The organism is Ornithinimicrobium sp. (assembly GCF_051004135.1).
Taxonomy (GTDB): Bacteria; Actinomycetota; Actinomycetes; order Actinomycetales; family Dermatophilaceae; genus Ornithinicoccus.
Map to the genome: position 1 here is coordinate 1 of NZ_JBPCKQ010000226.1, position 6422 is coordinate 6422.

Here is a 6422-nt window from a genome sequence, read left to right on the forward strand (position 1 = left end):
AGCCTTGCGGCGGCCCCACCACGGGAGCAGACTGCAGGATGGCCTTCCGTACCGTGACCTCAGCGTTTACCGACTCCGACGGGGACATCACCGCCTTGGCCGGTAACGGGGATTGGTCGCCCCGCACCAGCGGCGATGTCGTCACCGACATCGTGGCCGGACTCCACCACTACGTTGCGGTCGTGCCGGGTGAGTCGCCGGCCGACATCCACGTCGTGCGCGGGTCGGGTGGGCGGTTCCTGCGCACCACTGCCGACACCGGCGAGGCCAACAACCTCGACGAACTCCCCGACGCCCTGACCACGTTCCTGCCCGAGTTCCTGGGCGACCACCCCGACGACGAGCAGACTAACTGGAGCGACAATCTGCAGGGCGTCACCCACAGCGCGGACCACTGGTTCTTCACTCAGATGACCAAGCTCCTGAAGTTCGCCTCCACCACCGACCTCACCCAGGACTCCCAGGCCGCGGTGGCTCGCGCCGACATGCCGAAGTCGCTCGGCGCACTCGACTGCGACCACTTCGGGGACCCGGACTACCTGGAGTGGGACGGGCACGGCTACATCTTTGTGCCCGTTGAAGGCAGCGGCGGGGTGTGCGGGAGCCAGCCGGTGCTGGCGGTCTTTGAGGACCTGGGCACAGAGATCGCCTTCGTCGGTTCCGGACCGCTGCCCAGCCAGAACGCGTTGCGGGGTACGGCGCGTGCCGGCTGGTGCGCCTTCGACCCCGAGACGCTGCTGCTGCACTCCTCGCACAACGAGATCGGCCCTGGCCTGCCGGTGTTCCGCTACAACGTCGACCTCGACGGGCTGGCCATGGGCAAGGTGGTGGTGGTGCCCGCCTCTGACCTCATTCTGCGCATCGGCCGGCAGCGGCTGACGATCCCGCAGTACCTGCAGGGGGGCTGTTTCTCCCCGCGCGGGCACTTGTTCCTTCTCTCGGGCAAGGGCGGTGATCACGAGGGGCGGGGTGGGATCCGGGTCTTCGACCGCGACGGTTCGCTGCTGTGCCGGTCATCCCCCCGGGAACGGCCGTTCCTTTACGAGTACCACTCGGGCGCCCTCGAGGGCGGTGAGGAGCCCGAGGGGCTGACGTTCTGGGACGTCGACGCGCTGCCGGCCGGACAGCGGCCGCCCTCGGTCCACGGCCAGTTGCACGCGATCCTGCTGAACAACGACTTTCCCGACAAGGACAATTTTTTCTTCAAGCACTACGCCGTCGCGGCGGGGACGCTCTAGCGCGGAGTCAGCCGACGACACCGCTATCGACGACGATCCGGAAGTCGTTGAGGAACAGCCCGCCCCAATCATCGGGCTGGCGCATCGTCACCTCCACGCGCAGCTTGCGGCGGCCGTCACGGGGGTCCGCCGGGAAGGCGCCGATGCCACGGCGGGTGCCGTCCGGTGGCGGCTCGACCTGCACCTGCCGGACGCCGCGACTCGTGAAGCGGCCGTTGGTGGGGAAGTGCCAGAAGCCAGGTTCCGAGGCGGTGACTCGGACCCCGGACGTCGGGAAGGTGGCGTCCGAGGGTAGGTCGAGGAACCACACGGTCGTGCGGTCGTGCTGCATGAAGCCGCACCCGTTGATGCGGTGGAAGCCAGCGTTGGAGACCGCACCCACCCGCCACACAACCGTGTCGCGTGGCCAGCCCGACTCGGTGCCCCGGGCAGTGAGGACCTGATTGCGCTGGTCGCTGGCGTAGGCGATCGAGTCCAGCGGGTGGATCTCAAGGTGGGCATGGTTGTCGGTGTCGGTCGGGGCGTCCATGACGAAGGCGCCCTGCAGGTAGACCCGCTTGCCGATGATCGCGGCGTTGTCGCGGGTGGTCTCGCCGGTCTTCGCGACCACTTCGCCACTGCCGCCCTGGTGGTCGTCCTCGACCAGGCTCCAGTGCATGGAGGCGGTCTCGGCGCCCTGCTTCGGGTTGGCCAGCGGCCACCGCAGCGACAGGATGCCGTCGATGTCGCTGGACCACCACTGGCGGCCCAAGATCTCGTCCTCCCACCGGTCGATGCCCATGAACTCGCAGAAGAACTCGCCCTTCTTCAACTTCCCCACCCGGGCCAGCCGCGCCGAGACCGCAGGCTCGAGCACGGGGTAGACGTGCCAGTCCAGTTCCCAGTCGCTCTTGCCCATGAACAGCGTGATCCGGTCGACCAGCCCATCGACCTGGATCTGGGCCTCCTCCCGGGAGGGCGACCGCAACTCGGGAGGCACCGACACCTTGAGGTAGTTCGCCCCACCGCACCACTGCCAATCGAGGTAACGCATCACCGTCAGCACCGACAACTCACCCGTCAACGGCCCCAGCCCCGGGCGCGACCGCCCGCCGGTCTCGGCAGGCGGGACCATCTGTCGGAGGAAAGACACCTCACCGGACAGGCCCAGGCACCGGGCGAGTGCCTTCAACGACGTGGTCACGGCCGCGGCTACCGCAGCGAGACAAGCATCGGCACCAGACCGGTTCCCCCCGGCAGCGCACCGAGCGCCTTGCCCACCACGCAGCCGGTCAGCCGCTGCCGGTCCCGGGCGACCATCGCGTGCCCCGCGTGGGAAGACGTCGTCAGCAGATCGCCGACCCGCACCGGGTCCACGGTCGCATCGATACGGCAGGAGACCCGCCCGGCCAGCGCCACCGGAACCCGGCCCGTCGAACCCGGCGGTCTGTGGCCGAGCACGATGCCCGGCCGGTAGTCCCCTGCTCCGGAGACCACGCCGGCCACCCGGGGGTCGTAGGCCTGCGCGCTGACCGCGACGGCGCCGTCGTCATCGAGCACGACCACCGAGCCCGGCGCCGGCGGACACTCGTCGTGACAGTCGAACTCCTAGGCGCAGTCAGCGTTCTTGAGCACGATGTCGCCCGAGCCGCCGTCCAGGTGGATCGAGACCTGGCCCTGGTTGTCGACCACCTGGATGTCGCCCTCGTTGCCCTGCGCCCCCACCCGCAGCAGGCTGCTGGCACCGGTGAACTGCAGGACGGTGCGACCGGCGGCGTCCCGCACGATCAGCAATTGCCGCCCACCGTCGAGGTGAAAGGTGAATGCGCCGTCGTCGCCGCGCAGGCGCAGGTCGCCCTCGTTGCCCTGCTGGCCAAGGTCGAGCACGGCGAAGCGCGGGTCGAACCCGAAGACCTCACGGTTCTCGCCGTCCACGATGACGACCCGACCTTCGAATCTCTCCGACATGGGCCGGCCTCAGGTCGCGTTCCGGGTGGCGCGCACCAGTTCGAGGCGCGCGAGTGCGGAGAAGGTCAGCGTCGAGGCGAGCAGCAACGCCACCAGCCACCACTCCGCCGTGCCACTGCCGCCGTCGGGCTCAAGGCCCAGCGACTCGATCCAGGTGGGGACGGTGAGGGTGAGGACGAACAGCCCCGCGCTGAGGGCCGCGAGCGCGACCTCGATCCACCAGCGTGCGCGTGTGCTCCCGTGCATCCGGACCATCTCCCAGTTTCGAGCATGTCCCGCGATCGCCGAGGCGTCAAGGGGATCGCGCAGGCGTATCCACCGGGCATCCCGATGCGTACTGTCGGTTGTAGTTAGGCCCCGGATGACTACTGCGGCTCGATCCCTGATGACATCATGTCGATCGCCGCCGGTCTTCGACAGCACGACGGTCGACGACAATGTCTTCGTCTCGGTCCGAAGCGACCTACCGGGTCGCCCACCAGAGCCTGGCCGACCATCTCCGCGCCTCGTTCCCACCCACCGCCGACGTGCAGTTCGATCCTGACGGCGCGCCAGTGGCGGCGCCTCTGGCCCGGTACCGGACCCCGCGGCAGGCCGGTATCCCCGCAGGCAGTGCCACCACGCGGGGCTGGAGCTCTGCTCGCCGCAGGCGGCATCTGCGACTGCGACCGCCGAACCCGTGCCCCCGACTGGTGAGTACGCTAGCGACATGGAGCGAGCGTCCCATGTGGGCGCGTCGCAGCCGTCGTCTGTGGACCAGACACGCACACTTCTCCACCCTCGAACTGGGGTCTTCGGCAGGGACCGGCCGAAGCCGGGTACTGGACGCGGCATGGTCATGCTGGCCTTACGTGGGCGCGAACGCTAGCGTCACTTCCCGCCGCCCGTTCTCCGTACACAGCGCCTCATTGTCGGCCGACCGCGTCCGGGTGAACCTCGAATCCGAAGGCGCCTCCGGTTTCTCCAAGGGCGTGGTTTCGTCCGCACACCGCGATCGTGATCCAGATGCGCTCCACCGAGAGTGCGATCCGATCGTGGAGGACTCGGATGAACCGCTCCCATGCTTCGTTGTCTCCGACGTTCTCCGTTGCGCGCTGGTAGAGCGATGCGACCGTGGGATCGGTGAGCGCTGCTTGCTCGATGTTCTGCCAGGCGTCGACGGGGCTGACCGGCTGGGGATCGTCACCGAGTTGGTCGAGGTAGTAGAACCGTCCCATCCGCCCGTACATGTCGAGCGCGTCGATGACCGGCATGACTACCGGGTCGGCATCGACCTCGGCGAGCAGGTCGCGGACGTACTGGCTCTTGGTCGCGGTGCGAGTGCGCAGTTCGTCGATGACTGCTTCGTGCATGGGTACGAGCTTGTGTCCCCATGCCTTCATATCGGCCTTGGCCGGCCACTTGTGCTCTCGATCCAGAGCGATTAGCCCGAGCGTGAGCTTGTAGAGCTTTTCCGTACCGATCGACAACATGGTCAGGATCGGGTCGCGTGTGGTGTCGATGAATACGCCGGTGCGGACGGCTCGTATGCCGTAGGCGAGCAGATTCCTGGTCGAGGTCATCTCCGCGATGAGGGCGAACCCCTGCTGCCGGTCCAAGTCCACGATCGCCACACCTCCAGGGCAACGATGTAGACCGACAGCATCCCGCCTCCCGGGAACCCAGAGCATCTGTCTCGCGCCGGGGCAGGGTGGCAGCGAATCGGACAGGCGGTTCATAGCTCGTGCGGCTGCGTAGCCAGGCGCTCGTCGAGAGCGGGGTGACCGAACACGGCCGGACCCCATCCGTGGACGGTGGCGCACGTGGCAGGTCCGCACGGCGGCGTTGGCCGATTGCCATACGGCCGTCCAGATCAGAGGGCCCCTCGTGTGAACGTCAGGAGACGCCATGGCGGCTTTAGGGCAGTGAGAGGAGGACTCGCCATGACCACCACAACGAAGCAGGCAGTGCCCGGAGGAGTCCCAAGATCAGAGAGCGCAGCCGGGACCAACGTCGACCGGGTTCACCAAACCAGCGGTGAAGGAACCTCGGGGGTGGCAGGTCGAGTGGGCACCAACCCGGGGCAGCATGGTCCATGGACTGCGCCCCGGGTGGAGATGGCCCTACCCTGTAGCTACGACCTACCGGTCAGCTCGACCCGGATCCTTGCCAGCATCCTGCTGGCGGAGATGAGGTCGAGGGATCGCAGACCACCGGAGGCCGCATGATCCGAGTTGCCTTCTACGGGCGCGTGTCCACGGAGGACCAGCAGGACCCTGTGACGTCCAAGGGATGGCAACTGCGCAGAGCCAAGCAACTGGTGGAACCTCACGGCGGCAACGTCGTCGAGGAGTTCTTCGATATCGGCATGAGTCGGTCGCTGCCCTGGAAGCGCCGGGCTGAGGCGAAACGCCTCTTGGACGCGTTGGGCAACCCCGACCGCGGCTTCGAAGCTGTCGTAATCGGCGAGCCGCAGCGTGCCTTCTACGGGAATCAGTTCGGGCTCACGTTCCCTGTCTTCACCCACTACGGCGTCCAGCTCTGGGTGCCAGAGGTCGGCGGTGCCATCGACCCTGGTTCCGAGGCACATGACATGGTCATGATGCTCTTCGGCGGCATGTCCAAGGGTGAGCGCACCCGCGTCCAGGTCCGGACCCGCGCCGCAATGCAGGACCTGGCCTCCACCACGGACCGGTTTCTTGGCGGACGCCCTCCCTACGGGTACCAGCTCACCGATGCTGGTCCTCACCCGAATCCGGGAAGGGCCGCAACGGGCCAACGCGCCCACCACTTGGAGCCAGATCCGATCACCGCTCCCGTGGTGCAGTACATCTTCGAGCTGTTCTCGCAGGGGAAAGGGCTTCGAACCATTGCTCAACGACTGACGGATGACGCACTACCCTCGCCGTCCGAGCACGACCCTCGTCGGAACAGCCACCGAGATACCCGCGGGTGGGCCTACTCGACGGTAAGGGCCATCCTCCAGAACGAGATCTACACCGGAGTCCGGGTCTGGGCGAAACAGGAGAAGTTCGAGACGCTCATCGATCCCGACGATGTCGGTGCCGGCTACGAGACCCGGATGCGCTGGCGCGACGAAGACAATTGGGTCCGACCGGCAGCCCAGACCCACCCCGCTCTCATCTCGAAGGAGCAGTTCGCGATCGTGCGTGGCCTCATGGTCACCGATGCACCTTCGCTGCCTCGGTCACGACGCTCCGTTCACCCGTACCAGCTTCGCGGCCTTCTTGTCTGCGT

General features: G+C 67.3%; 7 protein-coding genes. 2 read left to right on the forward strand and 5 right to left on the reverse strand.

The features are described 5' to 3' along the window. The first annotated feature begins 38 nt into the window (after positions 1-38). Complete coding sequence (locus ACR2FV_RS16345; RefSeq protein ID WP_434016764.1) at positions 39-1238, forward strand: DUF3892 domain-containing protein; 1200 nt, start codon at positions 39-41, stop codon at positions 1236-1238. A 7-nt stretch (positions 1239-1245) separates the two neighbouring features. Here ACR2FV_RS16345 and ACR2FV_RS16350 read toward each other — a convergent pair whose 3' ends face one another. The 5 genes from ACR2FV_RS16350 to ACR2FV_RS16370 all read right to left on the reverse strand — a co-directional run bounded on the left by ACR2FV_RS16350 (position 1246) and on the right by ACR2FV_RS16370 (position 4798). After that, positions 1246-2352: a hypothetical protein gene (locus tag ACR2FV_RS16350; RefSeq protein ID WP_434016765.1), complete on the reverse strand. Its 1107-nt coding sequence runs from the start codon at positions 2350-2352 to the stop codon at positions 1246-1248. A gap of 77 nt (positions 2353-2429) precedes the next feature. Then, positions 2430-2777: a hypothetical protein gene (locus ACR2FV_RS16355; protein WP_434016766.1), complete on the reverse strand. Its 348-nt coding sequence runs from the start codon at positions 2775-2777 to the stop codon at positions 2430-2432. 48 nt (positions 2778-2825) lie between these two features. After that, on the reverse strand, positions 2826-3185 hold the full coding sequence (locus tag ACR2FV_RS16360) for a hypothetical protein (RefSeq protein ID WP_434016767.1): 360 nt from the start codon (positions 3183-3185) through the stop codon (positions 2826-2828). A gap of 9 nt (positions 3186-3194) precedes the next feature. Continuing rightward, a complete protein-coding gene (locus ACR2FV_RS16365) occupies positions 3195-3431 on the reverse strand; it encodes a hypothetical protein (protein ID WP_434016768.1) in 237 nt (78 codons plus the stop codon). 659 nt (positions 3432-4090) lie between these two features. Further along, entirely contained in the window at positions 4091-4798 is a 708-nt protein-coding gene (locus ACR2FV_RS16370) for a hypothetical protein (protein ID WP_434016769.1), read from the reverse strand. Between the two features lie 590 nt (positions 4799-5388). Here ACR2FV_RS16370 and ACR2FV_RS16375 point away from each other — a divergent pair. After that, a partial coding sequence (locus ACR2FV_RS16375; RefSeq protein WP_434016770.1) for a recombinase family protein occupies positions 5389-6422 on the forward strand: 1034 nt, incomplete at its 3' end.

Excerpts from the sequence above, each read along its gene's own strand:
- ACR2FV_RS16345 (WP_434016764.1), top strand. The coding sequence starts at position 39 with ATGGCCTTCCGTACCGTGACCTCAGCGTTTACCGACTCCGACGGGGAC.
- ACR2FV_RS16350 (WP_434016765.1), bottom strand. The coding sequence starts at position 2,352 with ATGGTCCCGCCTGCCGAGACCGGCGGGCGGTCGCGCCCGGGGCTGGGG.
- ACR2FV_RS16360 (WP_434016767.1), bottom strand. The coding sequence starts at position 3,185 with ATGTCGGAGAGATTCGAAGGTCGGGTCGTCATCGTGGACGGCGAGAAC.
- ACR2FV_RS16365 (WP_434016768.1), bottom strand. The coding sequence starts at position 3,431 with ATGCACGGGAGCACACGCGCACGCTGGTGGATCGAGGTCGCGCTCGCG.